The sequence below is a fragment of the Planococcus sp. 1R117A genome (assembly GCF_051417975.1).
GTDB lineage: Bacteria > Bacillota > Bacilli > Bacillales_A > Planococcaceae > Planococcus > Planococcus shenhongbingii.
In genome coordinates this window covers 225,604-241,004 of sequence record NZ_JBPRLO010000002.1, presented here as the reverse complement: position 1 = coordinate 241,004, position 15,401 = coordinate 225,604, and the positions used below count along the sequence as shown (strand labels likewise).

14 protein-coding genes are annotated in these 15,401 nt (G+C 42.2%); 5 read left to right on the top strand and 9 right to left on the bottom strand.

Going from position 1 to position 15,401, the window contains the following annotated elements; translation table 11 throughout:
- The first annotated feature begins 104 nt into the window (after positions 1-104).
- Complete coding sequence (locus ACSFXN_RS06590; protein ID WP_437149383.1) at positions 105-440, top strand: hypothetical protein; 336 nt, start codon at positions 105-107, stop codon at positions 438-440.
- Positions 441-520: 80 nt separating this feature from the next.
- Here ACSFXN_RS06590 and ACSFXN_RS06585 read toward each other — a convergent pair whose 3' ends face one another.
- The 4 genes from ACSFXN_RS06585 to ACSFXN_RS06570 form a co-directional block, all read right to left on the bottom strand.
- Positions 521-1,510 (bottom strand): bile acid:sodium symporter family protein, encoded by a 990-nt coding sequence (locus tag ACSFXN_RS06585; protein ID WP_437149382.1) that lies wholly within the window; start codon positions 1,508-1,510, stop codon positions 521-523.
- Complete coding sequence (locus tag ACSFXN_RS06580; RefSeq protein ID WP_437149381.1) at positions 1,507-2,910, bottom strand: FAD-binding oxidoreductase; 1,404 nt, start codon at positions 2,908-2,910, stop codon at positions 1,507-1,509. Before ACSFXN_RS06580 ends, ACSFXN_RS06585 begins: the two co-directional genes overlap by 4 nt.
- A gap of 322 nt (positions 2,911-3,232) precedes the next feature.
- On the bottom strand, positions 3,233-4,663 hold the full coding sequence (locus ACSFXN_RS06575) for a carbon starvation CstA family protein (protein WP_437149380.1): 1,431 nt from the start codon (positions 4,661-4,663) through the stop codon (positions 3,233-3,235).
- 345 nt (positions 4,664-5,008) lie between these two features.
- Complete coding sequence (locus ACSFXN_RS06570; protein ID WP_437149379.1) at positions 5,009-5,710, bottom strand: GDSL-type esterase/lipase family protein; 702 nt, start codon at positions 5,708-5,710, stop codon at positions 5,009-5,011.
- Between the two features lie 967 nt (positions 5,711-6,677).
- On the opposite strand from ACSFXN_RS06570, the gene ACSFXN_RS06565 reads away from it, so the two are divergent.
- Both ACSFXN_RS06565 and ACSFXN_RS06560 read left to right on the top strand, forming a co-directional pair.
- Positions 6,678-7,187 (top strand): GNAT family N-acetyltransferase, encoded by a 510-nt coding sequence (locus tag ACSFXN_RS06565; protein WP_437149378.1) that lies wholly within the window; start codon positions 6,678-6,680, stop codon positions 7,185-7,187.
- Between the two features lie 329 nt (positions 7,188-7,516).
- Positions 7,517-8,092, top strand: a complete 576-nt coding sequence (locus tag ACSFXN_RS06560; RefSeq protein WP_437149377.1) for a TVP38/TMEM64 family protein — start codon at positions 7,517-7,519, stop codon at positions 8,090-8,092.
- Between the two features lie 21 nt (positions 8,093-8,113).
- Here ACSFXN_RS06560 and ACSFXN_RS06555 read toward each other — a convergent pair whose 3' ends face one another.
- A complete protein-coding gene (locus tag ACSFXN_RS06555) occupies positions 8,114-8,668 on the bottom strand; it encodes a divergent PAP2 family protein (protein WP_437149901.1) in 555 nt (184 codons plus the stop codon).
- Positions 8,669-8,897: 229 nt separating this feature from the next.
- On the opposite strand from ACSFXN_RS06555, the gene ACSFXN_RS06550 reads away from it, so the two are divergent.
- Complete coding sequence (locus ACSFXN_RS06550) at positions 8,898-9,299, top strand: DUF2512 family protein (RefSeq protein WP_437149376.1); 402 nt, start codon at positions 8,898-8,900, stop codon at positions 9,297-9,299.
- A gap of 715 nt (positions 9,300-10,014) precedes the next feature.
- Here ACSFXN_RS06550 and ACSFXN_RS06545 read toward each other — a convergent pair.
- Both ACSFXN_RS06545 and ACSFXN_RS06540 read right to left on the bottom strand, forming a co-directional pair.
- Positions 10,015-10,437, bottom strand: a complete 423-nt coding sequence (locus ACSFXN_RS06545) for a DUF1259 domain-containing protein (RefSeq protein ID WP_437149375.1) — start codon at positions 10,435-10,437, stop codon at positions 10,015-10,017.
- 81 nt (positions 10,438-10,518) lie between these two features.
- A complete protein-coding gene (locus tag ACSFXN_RS06540) occupies positions 10,519-10,944 on the bottom strand; it encodes a GNAT family N-acetyltransferase (protein WP_437149374.1) in 426 nt (141 codons plus the stop codon).
- A 493-nt stretch (positions 10,945-11,437) separates the two neighbouring features.
- On the opposite strand from ACSFXN_RS06540, the gene ACSFXN_RS06535 reads away from it, so the two are divergent.
- Positions 11,438-12,187, top strand: a complete 750-nt coding sequence (locus ACSFXN_RS06535; RefSeq protein WP_437149373.1) for an arylamine N-acetyltransferase family protein — start codon at positions 11,438-11,440, stop codon at positions 12,185-12,187.
- Between the two features lie 68 nt (positions 12,188-12,255).
- On the opposite strand, the gene ACSFXN_RS06530 is transcribed toward ACSFXN_RS06535, so the two are convergent.
- Positions 12,256-13,158: a proline iminopeptidase-family hydrolase gene (locus tag ACSFXN_RS06530; RefSeq protein WP_437149372.1), complete on the bottom strand. Its 903-nt coding sequence runs from the start codon at positions 13,156-13,158 to the stop codon at positions 12,256-12,258.
- Positions 13,159-13,337: 179 nt separating this feature from the next.
- Positions 13,338-15,368: a Na+/H+ antiporter gene (locus ACSFXN_RS06525; protein WP_437149371.1), complete on the bottom strand. Its 2,031-nt coding sequence runs from the start codon at positions 15,366-15,368 to the stop codon at positions 13,338-13,340.
- Positions 15,369-15,401: the final 33 nt, after the last annotated feature.

Below are 15,401 nucleotides of genomic sequence, written 5' to 3'. Positions count from 1 at the left end.
AGACAGACTAGTAATATAAGTGCATTTCGGAAGCAAAGTGTTACTGAGATAAGTGTATTTTAAGAGAGGAATCTTTCCGTAAATTTCGAAAAGGCGGTGCACAAATGAAGTTCATCACACAAACTTTATTATTCGGATTGCTTGTATTGTCGCTCTCCGGCTGTATCGAACGGCCGGAAAATGAAATGGTACAGGAAACCGAACGAACGGATCCAGCATCCGGAATTGACTTGACCACTCAAATGAATGGCATCTTTAAAGGTTACGCTAACGAAGAAAAAAATGAAGTAATTATTGAGTTTGAAGGCCAAGAAAAAACCTATCCCCTTGCCGAAGATGCCACTGGTGATTTTGATGCCCTTAAAGAAGGAGACGCGATCGCTTTTTCCACAAAGACAGTGAAAGGCGAAGAATTGATTGCTACGCTGCGGAAAAAATAAAAAAACGAGAACTGCTGGCAATCAGCTTTTCTCGTTTTTTAATGTTAATAACTCAATAGTTTTTGGCAGCTAAAGAAGGCTTACTTCCCTGCTTTTACTGCTGAAGGAACTTTAGCAGCAGGAATCACAGCTGCGTTGTCTTCCGGCACGGGCTTTTTCGACCAGATTGTCGCAAGAATGGGGCCGGAGATGTTGTGCCAGATAGCTCCCCAAACACTTGGCAGCGCCGCAAGCGGACTAAAGTGGGCGGTAGCCAAGGCAACTCCCAGTCCGGAGTTCTGCATGCCGACTTCAATTGAAATGGCGCGTCTGTCATTTTCATTCAATCCGAGCGCCATTGCAGTTAGATAACCAAGCAACAAACCGAAACCATTATGCAGGAACACCGCGATAAAGACGATGAATCCAGCACTGATGACATTCGAAGCATTGGCTGCAGTCACTGCAGAAACAATGATCAAGATGGCCAGAACAGAAATCAGCGGTACGATCGAGACACTTTTTTCGACCGCTTTCGGGAAAAACTTCTGAACGATAAACCCTAAGGCAATTGGAATAATGATGACTTGGATAATGGACATGAACAGGGAAACCGGATCTACCGGTAGCCACTGCCCTGCCAATAAAAGCAGCAATAACGGCGTCATGATCGGCGCCAGCAAAGTGGATAACGATGTCATGGCGACTGACAAGGCCAGATTCCCTTTAGCCAAATACACCATCACATTGGAAGCAGTTCCCCCCGGGACGCTTCCAAGCAACACTAGTCCTGCAGCAAGTTCTGGAGGCAGTTTCAATAAATAAGCGATGGAAAAAGCGGCTAGCGGCATGATGATGAATTGTGCCGCTACTCCTATGATAACGGGAATTGGGCGCATAAATACAATTTTAAAATCTACAGGTTTCAACGTCAGCCCCATCCCAAACATGACGATTCCAAGCAATATGGTGATGTAACTCCCAAAAGACAAGAAAGGTTCAGGAATCAGAAATGCAAGAATTGCAATAGCAATTACCCAGATACCAAAATATTTGCCAGCAAAGGCACTCAATTTTTCAAGCAGTTTCATTGGGAGGCCTCCTTTTTCTCTGCTTTGACATTTTTATTCGGATTTAGCAGATTGTGCGGATCCAATGCTTGCTTGATTTTTTCCATTACTCGCAGCGCATCGCCGTGTTCTTGCTGCTGATATTTCTGTTTGCCGATGCCCACTCCATGTTCGCCGGTGCATGTGCCGCCTCGCTCAAGTGCGTAAAGAACAATCCGCTCGTTGAATTCGCCGGCTTTTGCTACTTCTTCTGCCTCATTCATATCCATCATCAGCAATACATGGAAGTTGCCGTCTCCGACATGGCCGACAATTCCGCCGATCAAATCCATACTTTCAAGGTTTTCACGGGCATGGGCAACAGCTCCTGCAAGTTCCGATATCGGCAAGCAGACATCTGTCACCATCATTTTCTTGCCTGGATAGCCGTGGATGAACGCGTAAGCCAGATTGTGTCTGGCTTCCCATAATTTATTGCGGCTTGCCGTGTCCGTTTCGAATCGGATTTCCTGGCATCCGTGGCCCAAAACGATTTCATTCATAAATTCGACGTCTTGTTTTAATCCAGCCTCGTTTCCGTGGAATTCCAAAAACAGGGTCGGTTTTTCCTTGTAAGTTGTTTCGCTGTAAAGATTGACTTGTTTGATCGATGGTTCATCGACAAGCTCTACACGGGCAACCGGAATCCCTGCTTGAAGAATGGAGACCACCGCTTCTACAGCATCATTGACAGAAGGGAAAGATGCCCTTGCTGCAGACACATGTTCCGGAATGCCGTAAACACGCAATGTCATTTCAGTAAAACAGCCGAGTGTCCCTTCGGATCCAGTAAATAATCCGTTCAAGTGAAGGCCGGACGATGATTTAGCTGCCAAATTGCCGGTGTGGATGACCATCCCATCAGCAAGGACCACTTCCAAATCGCGCACTTGGTCACGCATGACCCCGTATTTGACCGAGGTGGTTCCGCTGGCATTTGTCGCCACCATGCCTCCAAGCGTGGCATCTGCCCCTGGGTCTACACTGAAAAACAATCCAAATTTTTTCAATTCCTTATTCAATTGGGTGCGTGTCACACCCGGCTGCACTTTCACCAGAAAATCATGTTCTTTTACTTCCAGCACTTTGTTCATTAAGGAAAAATCAATTGTTATTCCTCCATTTACTGGAATGATGTGCCCTTCCAAGCTCGATCCAAGGCCAAAAGGAACAACGGGCACCTTGAATTCGTTGGAGATTTTCATGATTTGGCTGACCTGCTGGGTGGATTCAGGAAATACGACAATGTCCGGTAATTGCAAGGCGTGATAAGATTCATCTTTGCCATGCAGTTCTCTTACCGTTTCATTGATCGTAACCTGTTCTTCTGTCAATGCCGCTTTTAAGGCGTCCATGACAACGGTGATATTCTGTACGGTCATACTATTCACTCCTTATGTATAACGATTTCCAGACTAACAAATAACAAACATTTAGAATCGGCTGATATTTCTGTCTGGCTAATAGTGTTTATTATACATAATCATCTGAAAATTTCAACCTAATATAATATTAATATAATAATTAATCAGTTAAGCGTTTTACATTAAATCCTTTTCGGCATCAATTGTTCAGGCTTCTAAAAAACCATTTCCATTCCGGGTGTACTTCATTCTTCTACGAAGTGAATGGCAGCTAAAAAGAAAAAGCGGACTCTTAGAGTCCGCTTCAGCAGCTTCAGAGGGATAAAGCCCTCCCACTTCGTTATTCGACTGCTACGGCAGTTTCCACATCTTCTTCCCGATTTTTTCTGGCTTTCGCATAGAACAAAGCCACAATGACAAGGGTCAGAATCAGGCCAATCATAAACGATACGTTCAAATCCAAGTTGAAACCGATTTTTTGGTTTAAAATATAGACGAACACCATATACGTAATAAAGATGGCTGGTGCCATGGCAACCAGGTAGTTCTTTCTTTGGATGTACAAGTACATTGTCCCAATCCAAAGCGCAATAGCCGCTGTCGCTTGATTTGCCCAAGAGAAATACCGCCACAACAGATTAAAATCAATTTGCGTCAGCAAAACCGATACAGCAAACAACGGAACCGCAATAATCAGGCGTTTCATCACTTTTTGCTGGTCGAGTTTAATGTAGTCAGCGATGATGGAACGAGCCGCGCGGAACGCTGTATCGCCAGAAGTGATTGGCAACACGATGGCGCCAAGCACAGCGATGGTTCCTCCAACTGCACCAAGCAGCGTCATGGAAACTTCGTTGACGACGGCAGAAGGCGTTCCGGAATTGATGATGCTGTTCAACGTCTGTCCATCGAAAATGCTCATGGAAGCCGCAGCCCAGATCATCGCGATAATCGCTTCTGCAATCATCATGCCGTAAAAAATATAGCGCCCCTGTGATTCTTTTTGAACAGTTCTGGAAATAATCGGCGACTGGGTGGCGTGGAAGCCAGATAATGCTCCGCACGTAATCGTAAAGAACAGCATCGGGAAAATCGGTAAATCAGCCGGGTGCATATTGGTTAAATTCAATTCAGGAATTCTATAATCTGAAAACACCAATGCCCCTCCGACTCCAAGTGTCCCGATCAACAACACTGCTCCGAAATACGGATACAGTCTGCCGATAATTTTGTCGATTGGCAAGATTGTCGATAAGAAATAATAGATAAAAATAACAGCAATGACAATGCCTAAAGCCACTTTGCCATCCAGTAAAATAACCACTAGCGAAGCCGGTGTAGTGACAAACACGGTCCCTACCAATAACAAAAGCAATAAAGCAAAAACGTTGACGATATGTTTGGAAACGGCACCTAGAAATTTCCCTGCCAATTCGGGGATATGCGCCCCTTTATTGCGGATTGAAATCATTCCCGTCAAGTAATCATGGACGGCCCCAGCGAAAATAGAACCGATCACAATCCATAAGAAAGCTACAGGACCGTACAAAGCTCCCATGATCGGCCCGAAAATCGGTCCTGTCCCGGCGATGTTCAACAACTGGATCAATGCATTTTTATGCTTGTTCATTGGAACAAAATCGACGCCGTCGTGATTAGCATAAGCCGGTGTTTTTCTTTCTTCCACCGGATTGAACATTTTTTCAATGAACTTTCCGTATGTAAAATAAGCAATTACCAATATGATAATCGACACAAAAAAAGTAATCATAGCACACCTCTATCCTTAGTATTAGTAACCAGTTTCAGGTAATCGTCAAAATTCCATGTCTCTTTGGCCACCCCCTTTTATAATTTAATCTTCTTTAGGTATACAAGAAATATTTTCAAAAACAAAAATATTTTCCATTTTAATACTATTTGCCAGAATGCGCCACGTCAACCTCTTGGACAAAATTGTCGTGTTTTATAAAAGAAAGAGAAGCTTAAGAGAATAAAAAAGTCCCGCTCTGTGCTTCAGCATAGAGCGGGACTTCAAAGCCTTCCCTTGTCAACTTCTTAATAGGCCAGGGATTTGATTAGAAGCTAAATCATCTTTTTGCAGGTTCAGTAAAATTTAGTGACGATTTGTGCTTTCAATTGGAGGAAACACAAACCCTGTAGAAGACAAAGTTTTCATCAAAAGTTCATGCATCAATTTATAGCCGGCATCATTCGGATGGATGGCATCAAGCCAAATTTCTGGGTTCTTTCCCATGATATCTGTCCGGGAAACGATGACATCTTTTTCACCGATTGATGAATTCCATAAACGCAATAAAAGATCAGTAAAACCGAAATATTGAACTTCTTTTTTCATCGAGTTGTACAAATTGTTCTGCACAATTAAAATTGCTTCATTGAGCTTCCGGATACGCTTATATGTCTCCAGCAAGTTCTGGCGGAACGTCCGTTTAATGGAGGAAAATTGACGGACAAGCCCTTTTGCTCCGTATCCGCGGAAACCGTGAAGCAAATCATTGCCGCCAATATTAATCAGAACCATGTCTGCAGAAGCAATCGTTTTGTCCCACATACCGGACCGCAGCCGTTCTACCATGCCGTTGCTGGTTAATCCGTTTATGCCCAAGTTCGTCACTTTGCTGTCTCGGAACGTTTCTTTCAAGTATTTTGCTATGCCGCCTTGCGTTCCATAACCGTACGCGACTGAATCTCCTAATAGGACAATATGATTTAATTGAAGTATTTTTTGCTGCTTTTTTGGATTAGTGAAAGGCACTCCTGTCAAAAGGGCGCCAGGTTGAGAATTGGTTTTCATTCTGCCACACGTCCCTTTCTAGCTAGATATGAAATAATTTTATCACAAAAATACAAGTTCTTCGATTTTAGCCCTTTGCTTAAGTTGTGAAATATTTATGTCCCTTTTCACTTTTTAATCGCCAGCTTTCCTATCTGACATGATTAAGAAAATAAATGAAAATCATTGTCGATATTTAAGAAGAGAGTAAAACATTTCTTTGTATTTTTCGCTCCACAGCAGACTTGCTCATTAAACCCCTAATAATAAATATGTTTCACTTATTATAGCTATTGCTTTGAACTCCCTCTTTTCATTTGTTTAATAGCGGGAACTTCTTAGTTTTTCATCCTAACGGATAAAGGCAACAACTGTTTTTTCTTCTTTTGTCTATTATAATCCTTTATCAAAACAAGAACAAGTGTTCTGTTTAGGGAAGGCAACACAAGTTGAAAATGACAGGACGACTATTTATATCCTCAAAGAGGAATTAAAATTGAATTATACTATCAAAGGAGTGAACGGGCAGTTGCAGAGTAAATTCGCAAAAAAATTTCTGGAAATCGTCAATACTTTGAACCGGTCTTCAACAGTCTGAAATCCAAGGGAAACGAAAAATTTTCAGCTTAAGGTGCACCAATCCAACGGGCAGATTATACTTCAGAACAGGAATTGGAGGAATCTTTTAAAGAGACCGATATTTTATGCTATATACCCAGCAGCGCTTTCTGGGCATTTTGAGAATTAAAGAGTTTGAGAATGACCGGCGTCACCCCATATAAGCGGCAAAACCATTCGCTTTGAACGAATGGCAGTTGAAGATTTTGCTGCAATTTATGAAGAACCTCCAGGGTTCCAAAAAGTTTTACCACAGCTGTTTGCGGCGGCTGCTAATTTGACGGGAGAAGTTTCGAACGATTATATACAAATATCAGGATTGACGCAGAAGGATGGGAAGAGTTTATTTTAAGGAAATACGAGGTGCAGCATGATATTTAAAATAATCGAAGCAACAGATGTTGAAAATGCGGATCAGCTTTTCCGAGCTTGTATGGCCGATTTGCTTGCTCGGGAAGGCTTTAACGACAATGTATTATTTGAAGAAGAAGTCCGCAGGCTAAACAATGCGGTAACTGATAGTTTCACAGAATCTGAAAACCGGTTTTATCTTGCCTTGCAGGAAAATCAGCTTATAGGCACAATTGCCTTGCAAAATCCAGGAAACATGTTGAAATCAATGATTGCTGTAGAACCTGGACAGTATGAAGTTGCGTGCGTTTATGTGCACCCTTCCAATCAGCGCCAGGGAGTAGGTGATTTTTTATTTCAAAATGCCATTAAACAATTGAACAGTTTAGGCAAGAAAACATTCTATTTGGACTCCGGATTTTCAAGTTCCCAGCTGTACTGGTTAAAAAAACTAGGAGAACCCAGCCTTTTACTTGAAAATTATTGGGGAACAGGAAAACACCATATGGTCTGGATTAAAGACCTTTAATAAGTTGCGCTAGCTTCGAGAGATGAACGGGCGTTGCATCGCTTCGCTGGCTTTTTTACTGCGCAGCACATTTGGGCGCCTCCACTATTTTGTCTCATCTCAAAAGTACAGGAAGCCATTATAAAGAACTGTCTTAAATAGCTATTATTCCAAGAAAAAATCTGGAAGCAAAAAAGTTGAATAAAACGTTTACGAGCTGCTTTGCCCAATAAGCCGGCGATACGGATTTCTTCCCTTATTTTATAAGGGTTTGAAGCCTCTTGCTTGCTTTTGCGTTATTATTGGCTTATTCTTCAGAATTAAGAAAGTTTATCAAATGAGGTAGAACAATGGAGCAATTCGAATATACATTAGAAACTTTTATAGAAGGATTTGGTTGGCTGGCCCCTCTCCTTTTTGTGCTATTGCATTTATTGCGGCCTCTTTTGTTTTTGCCCGTGATTTTGGTCTGTGTGATCGGCGGTTTGGTTTTCGGTTTTTGGGAAGGGGCTTTATTGTCTTTTATCGGTCTTTCATTAATGAGTCTGGTGTCGTATTTGCTGGTCAATAAATTTCCTAAATTCCGGAAAAAAATATCTGATTTAAAAAATCGGATGTTTTCAGACCGCAAAATTTCAGTAGGCCAAGTAATGATCTTGCGCATTATGCCGTTTGTCCATTTCCACTTGCTTTCTCTTTATTTAATGGAAATGACCAAAACCCGCAAGGAATATATGTATTATTCTATGCTGGGATTGATTGCACCGGCTATCATTTATACGGCGTTCGGTGAAGCAATTACGGAATTCCCCTGGTACGTAAGCTTGACTTTATTCCTGGTGTTGGCATTGGTTTATGTGGTCATTGGAAAAATGAATAAAGTACGATTGAATGTTGGTTTAACGAATCCAAAAAAGCGCACCTGAATCGGGACGCTTTTTTGGATTTTATTTTTTTGCAGGCACATAAATTTCATTTGACTCGATACGGAATTTAGCGCCTTCTTTTCTGCGTTCTCTTCTCTTTTGTCTGCGTTCATCATTTTCAATTTTGGCAGAAACAAGTCCGAATAATACACCGAATATAGCCCCGCCTAAAACTTCTATCGGCTGATGGCCAAGAATCTCTTTCAACTCTTTTTCCCGCCTTTCGAATTCAAGGCTTGGAAATTCTCCTGTCAGGGAAACGAAACTGTCTTCTAGATCATTGACCAGATGAGCAATTTCTCCAGTATGGCGGCGGATTCCTTGCGCGTCGTACATAACAATGGTGCCGAAAACTACAGCCAATGCCGTTTCGGTATGTCCTGTACCTTTATTCGCTGCCACATAAGCTGCAAGTGCTGAGACACCGGCTGAATGGGAACTTGGCATGCCGCCCGTCGTAAAGGCTTGTTTCCAATCCCATTTTCCAGTCAAGTTCTTATGAGTCAGCACTTTTAATGCTTGTGCAATGCCAATAGCTGAAAGTGAGGTCGCTATTCCTCTGTTCATTTGCTGCAATTCCATATCCCTCGTCCTCCACTCTGCATCTAAAATAACTTGCCACTCTTAAGTTTCAAGTCTATTTCTTTTTATTACCCTAACTCTGTCCTCTTTATGCAGAAATTGAAGAAAAAGCGCTGCATCAATATCCTTTTGATAAAAATATAATATTTACGTGGAAATTTGATTTAATAGTTTATAAATCGGGGTAAAGGTTGAGTAAAAAAGAAGCAAGGAGGAGATTCAGTTGAGACATTTACTTGCATTGGCTATTAAATTCGTCATGATTGCAGCAGTCTTATTAATCATTTTAACCGGTTTTTTTGACATTTCATTTGCGGATACACTTTTGATCAGCTTGGCTTTGACTTTAATTGCGTATGCGATGGGAGATTTGATGATTTTCCGCAGATCAGGCGAACGCTCGGAACAAACGAAACGCAACTCACTTGCCACTATCGCAGATGTAGCAGTTGCCATTCTGGTGATTTGGCTCGTGGGAGAAGCGCTTGTTCCAAGCACCGCAGATGTGATTACCCCGGCAATCATCTCAGGTATTTTCATTGGGTTAGGTGAATGGTATTTCCATCAATTTTTGGACAGCCAAGTGTTCCGTGACAGAAATCGCCGCAGAAGTTCTGCAACTTAATGAACCATAGTTAAAGCATTTCAATGTTAAAAAGGGCTCTGGAATAATTATTCCAGAGCCCTTAAGCTGTCGAGAAACTCTTATTCTCTTTTTTCATTTCGCTCCAGGACGGACGCTTTTCGCGGGGGGCGGCCTGAGCCTCCTCGCTCGCTGGCGAAAACCGTGTGCTCCTGCATCGCTGCGCTAGCTTCGCCGCAAATGAACGGGGCAAAAGCAATTTGCCCCATTCATTCCCTGCGGGGTCTCAGGACTCGCCCTATTCCCGCAGAAAAGGCATCACCCAACCATAGTCGGGTGGTGCCTTTGCGACGAAGCGCCTGGCGCTGTAGGAGCACATCTTTGCCCTTCGCCGCCTTCCGCTGCATTCCACTTCCTTTTACCACTTCTAGAGACTCTCTAAAAGTGTGATGGTTTTGGAAAGCTCTCGAATGTTTGTGCTTGCTCTTTAGATATGGAGTCAACCAGCGGAGACGCCTGCGGGATAGCGAGACAGCCGAGACCCTGCAACGCCCTTTCATGTTTCGAAGCTAGCGAAGCGATGCAGAAACAGGAGCGTAAGCGACGAAGCGGCTCGGCGCTCGCCCGCGGCAAGCGCAGCTGGTTGGCGGAATATCGGTTAAGGGAGGATCACCAATACAAGTTTTATCTTTCTCAACAAGCGGAGGGTTTTGAAATAATTATTCCAGAACCCTTTTTTAAATAAATCAGCATAAAATCATACCCATGTCCGATCCAGCTGGAATTCTTTATTATCGATGACTTGCAAAGCTGAAGCAAGACGTGCAGCAAAATTTTCCGGCGGCTCCATTGATTCGATATTTACTGCGATAATATGTGGATTTTCTACTTGCCACTGGCGAAACGAAGTGGGAAAAGTAATTTCATGTTCCATTAAAGCAGAATTGAAAGCCTTCAATTCTTCCGGCAACAAAAGAATTTCTGCTTTATTAAAAGCAATCCCGTTGCCATGCATCCGCTTAAAAAAAATATCCAACTCAAGGGCGCAAGTAAAACAGACGTTTTCTGTGCATATTTGAAGTGTTCTATTCTTTTTAATGATGTATTTATCAGAATTCCCTTCCACTTCTGCATCTAAAAGATGCCCTACTTTTTCTGCCACTGTTTCCACTAGCTGCATAACATCCATTCCTTCCGAATTTCGATTTAAAAATCTTTTTTCTCGATTTATGCGGACTTGATCATTTCTGCTAGGCTTTGGTCAGTGATTACTTTTTTTAACTTTCCTGCACATCTCCACAAATTCTTTCGTCTCTTCTGAAGCCCGAATTTCTCGAGGTTCGAGAATTTGTTGGATTTTTTCTACCATGGCGCGTCCAATGCCTTCACTTCTGTAGGATGGCATCACTGAAATATGATGAACTGTGAAATGGGAATCCTCCAGCTCTACACCGATCAATCCGATGAAATCATCCCCTTTTCTCCAAAGGTATAAATGGCAATCGGCATTCTCTTCGTATTTTTGTATCGTTTGCTTTAATTTTTTTAGGTCTTTCTCTCCCGGCATAAAAGAAAGCAAGCCCATGGCGATTTTTTCACATGATTTTTTGTACCTGATTAACATTCTGGAGAACCTCATTTCCATAGTGTTGATCTCTTGAACTTTTTTTTGAAGTGCTGAAGCCAAAGTTCTTTCCCACCTGCAAATTTTCTTTTCCTCATACATGGTCCCGTTCTGCACAATACAGCAGGAGGAAAAGAAAAATTAATATCTTTTTTTAAAAATGATTATGTAAAAAAGGCGGAATAATTTCCGAACCCAAAGACTTAAAGAAAAAACTAATCGAAATAAAATTACATTCTAAAGTAACGGAGTTTTCTCAATTATCTTTATCTTACTAAAATTTCATTAAATTAAAAAGGGAATTAATACCCAGAAAATTAAACACTTGCAATTTAAATGACTAATTATTCAAAAAATCAGATAAATAACAGTAAAATATATCCTTTCAGAAAAACTCAGCAACTCAAATGATGGCACAGCAATGCCGGCATTTTATAAGCGGCACAGAAAGAACATCTGATAATTGTTGCCTCTTCAAGATTCAAATTTCGTGTTCATTTATTGTTGCCATGCTACTATTAATGGAGATATAGTATGAAAGGAATGAAGATAGAATATGGATACGGTCGCTTATTTGAAAAGATTCAACGCTTACCCGGTGGAGGAATGCTTTTTGCAGGACCTTGCCCGCCTGCAGTCTTTGCATATGCAGAACATCCCTTTTGAAAACCTGGATGTAATCCGTGAGGTTCCCATTTACTTGAACGTTGAGAATATATATGAAAAAATTGTTAACCAAAGACGCGGCGGCTATTGCTATGAAATTAACGGGTTGTTCCACTGGCTGCTCCAAGAACTGGGATTCGATGCCCAACTGATTTCTGCAACCGTCCAGAAGCCGGATGGCACATGGTCAAAAGCGGATACCCATGCGGCAATTCTGGTGAATCTCGATGTTCCTTACCTTGTTGATGCCGGATTTGGCGATTCTACTATCACTCCGATTCCGCTTGGAGGTGAACGGCATACCGACCATAGCGGAACTTACACCATTAAACAAGTTGACGAGAAATTCTATGACCTGGTCCGGGAAAATGACGGCAAAGAGCGGACGCTCTACCGCTTCAGCCTGGAAGAAAAGCAGCTTGCCGATTTTCATGAAGGCTGTGTTTTTAACCAAATTTCAAAAGACTCTCCGTTTACCCATGATGACTTGGTCACCAAGGCAACTCCGGAAGGCCGCGTCACATTATCCGATCATCAATTGACGCGTTCTGAAAATGGAAAGAAAGAAAAAACCCAACTTTCGCCGGAAGAAAAACTCAAAGTGCTTGAAGAAGAATTTGGCATTCTGTTAAATTCCTAAGTTTAGAAGCCAAAAAGAAAAACCGGATTCGGGAAGGATGAAAACCATCCATCGAATCCGGTTTTTCTTTATTTTTTCTGTCTCTCTATTTTTCCGTTTTCAACATCCTGCAAAAAAGAAAGGATGTGCTTAAAATAAGCATTCGGGTCGTCCCACATGGCCAATAAACTGCCGTCTTCACAATAAGCCACCCGGGAATTTGGCAGGCGCCTGCCCATTTCTTCAATATCTTCCTCATATAGAGCAGCATGGCGACCGGCAATCACCAAAGAAGGACGGGTTATTTCGTTCAGGTTCTCCCAGCAGTCCCAGTCTTTCAGCGCTCCATTTACATCAAATTCTTTATCTCCCATCAATGGTGTCAATACCTTCAAATTTATCCGTTTTTCAGTACGGGCGACAGGTTCCGGCTTGGAATCCAGTCTGCAGATGTGCTTTTTTCCATAATATTCCCAATACAGATTTTCATATTCCTGCGCTTCGCTGCCACCGGACTCTTCCAGAGATTTCATTTTTTCAACGACTTCTGCCGGCAACGCATCTCTGCTTTCGTTTCCACTCTTTACAAATGATTTCGTGCTTGCAGTGATGCTGGATATAATTAATCCTTTTAAAGAATCTCCATATTTCAGCGCGTATTCGATCGCCAGCATGCCGCCCCAGCCGTGGCCATAAAGATAAAAATCTGAAAGCCCTAACCCTAATCGCACCTCTTCCACTTCGTCACAAAAACGCTCCAAGTTCCAGAGTGCATCCTGATCCGGTTGATCGGAATAAAAAGAACCCAATTGCTCGTAAAAATAAATTTCAATTCCTTCAGGCGGCAGATATTCCTGGAAATTCTCTAAGTAATCATGCGACAATCCCGGACCGCCATGCAACAATAATACTTTGATATGGCTTTCTCCAGCTTTTCTGGTCCATACATGGAATCCATTGCTCAATCTTATGATATTCGTTTGTCCTTCCATCTTTTCCCCTCCTTGTAAGTTTTCATAGGCATTTAAATTATCTTATTATTCGGACTATTAAACAAGCCGTACTTTATATAAATGTGCTCTTGGTTCCCCGCAGCAATCATTTTCTTGCACGCATACAAAAAAAGGCTGCATCGCTTCAGATAAGCTTGCAAACCTTTTTCAATGATATTTTAATCTCCGCGTTCATAAAGCGTGATGCTTTCAATATAGTTTACAAATCTTCTCAATTCCCTTGCTTGTTCTCTTGTAATATCTCCCGCTTCATACAAGCTTTTTATCTCTGCTCTACTGGTATCCATCACGATGATGCGCAATTCTTCTTTCTGAAGTTCGAATTGTTCATTATACTGGGCTTCAGGCCGTTTCAAACCGCTGATCATCTGATTATAATCGGAAATCACCGAATCAACGATTTCTTTATCAGCCGATTCATTTTTATACTCCTCCAGTTTTTTTACTGCTGCCTGCAAAGCTCCCAATTGGACTTCTTTGCCAATCTGTATTTTGACAAGACGCGTTTCTTCATCCTTCAAGTACTGTCCTCTGAACCTTTTCCAGGCCCTGATGAGTTTACCTTGCAAATGTACGGTAAGAGAGCGGATATTTTGCCGGATAATTTCTTCCCGGCGTTCAAGCGACTTTTCAAAAGCCTCAACTATTTCCCTGTCCATGTCATTTCGACGAGATTCTTCTACAAATTTCCTTTCTGTATCTAATGCCATTAATCGAATTTCTTTTGACTTCCTTCTGTATCTTTTTGTTTTATTGGATAAAGCTTTTTTCTCTGAAAGTGTCTGATGAAGCCGCAATTTGTATTCGTCCATCAGTTCATAAGCTGCCACTTCATTTTCTTCGTCCATTTCAGCTTTTATTTTCTTAATGGAAGCCAACAGGATACGCCTTCTCGCTTCTTCTGTATCCAAAAAGTCCGTTTGTTCCCCTTCTTCCAACATGCCTCTGCTCAGCAAAGGCAATAGAATTGTGGCCGCGACCAAGGTGAACAAAATCGTTCCAGCGGCTAAGAAAATGATCAATGAACGGTTTGGAAAAGACTCTCCATTTTCCAAAAAGAAAGGAATCGATAAGACACCAACCATCGTAACGGTTCCGCGAACCCCTGTTAAGCTGACAAATAAGGTGGTTTTAAGGCTAGGCTTTGGACTGTCTTCCACTTTTCCAAACCGGTATTCATAAGTCTCAAATAAATGCGCCCATACAAAACGAAGACCCAAAATAACAAGCGCGATTGCGATTACATAGCCGAACAGCATCCATTCGTTGATATTCGGATTCTCAAGCACACCGCTCATCGAAGAAGGGATGTTCAATCCGAGCAGCAGAAAAACAATGCCGTTCAGCACGAACAGCATAATTGTCCATATATTTTCAGCAAGCATCTGTTCTTCCGCTACCAGCGTTTCGGTTCGTTCCCGGATCAATGAATGGACAATCCCGGCAACGACTACAGCGATAACTCCCGAAGCATGCAGCAGATCTTCAGTAATGATGAAAATGATAAAAGGAGTCATGACATGGAGAAGTGATTGAAAAGTGACATCGTTGATGCCTTGCCGGCGCAGAATATAACGGATCCAGATAATAAGCAAGCCCAAAACCAAGCCTAAAACTGCTCCAGCTATAAATTTGTATGAAAAGTCTAATGCCGCTTCAGATAACGAGAAGTATCCCGTCACTACTGCTGCCACTGCGTAGTTGAAAGCGACAAGCCCGGAGGCGTCATTGATCAGCGATTCACCCCGGACCAGATTCAATACTTTTTGGGGGATATGAATGCGCTGGGCAATCCCATTGACTGCCACTGGGTCAGTAGGAGATAAAATGGCAGCCAATGCAAAAGCTGCGCTAAGCGGGATATCATCGATCATCCAATGGATGAAGTACCCTCCCGCCACTGTCGTAATCAGCACAAGCAATACCGCATTCCCCAGTATCGGCCCTCTCATCTTCCACAATTCTTCCCGCGGGAAATGCCGGCCATCGTTGTATAGAAGCGGGGCAATAAATAGCAGCAAAAACCATTCTGTTTCGATATCAAAGGTAATATCGTCAAAGATGAAAACAAGGAGTACCCCTAACGCGACTTGAATTAATGCAGTGGGAATAAAAGGGGTATAGTGGCTAACTATATTAGAAATCAGCAAACAACTGATCAACAGCAATACCGTCATCAAAATATCCATATAGGCTCTCCGTTCTCCAGGGGTTAAGGTGTA